A 360-nucleotide genomic window follows, 5' to 3' on the forward strand; every position below is an offset into this window, starting at 1 on the left:
GGAGGGAATTCATCAATATAAGTATTATTAAACTCCTCTAAAAAAACTTCCTGACTTCTTTTTAGTTCCCCAAATATTTTACTAACAGTAGATGTATATTTTGAAAAACTTGAAAAGTTGTCCTTTTCAGACAACCAAAACGTTCCCCAGTTTAAAGAAGCTTCATAGGCTAATGCTGCTCTTACTGATATTTCTATTTTTTCAATTTGATTTAATAATAATAATCTTAATTCTCTATCGAAGCAATATAGCTTGAATGCTTGATTAAATGTGGCTCCATCCTTAAAAATATGTTCTTTTTTTGGTTCTTTTAAGAGAGTATGCCAATATCCAGAAAGTCTATAATAACTTAATTGTTTT

1 protein-coding gene is annotated in these 360 nt (G+C 28.6%); it reads right to left on the reverse strand.

The features are described 5' to 3' along the window. The coding region (locus tag OM075_RS25850; RefSeq protein WP_301193418.1) for an Abi family protein at positions 1-360 on the reverse strand (360 nt) is incomplete at both ends.

This window comes from Plebeiibacterium sediminum (assembly GCF_026013605.1).
Lineage (GTDB): Bacteria > Bacteroidota > Bacteroidia > Bacteroidales > Marinilabiliaceae > Saccharicrinis > Saccharicrinis sediminus.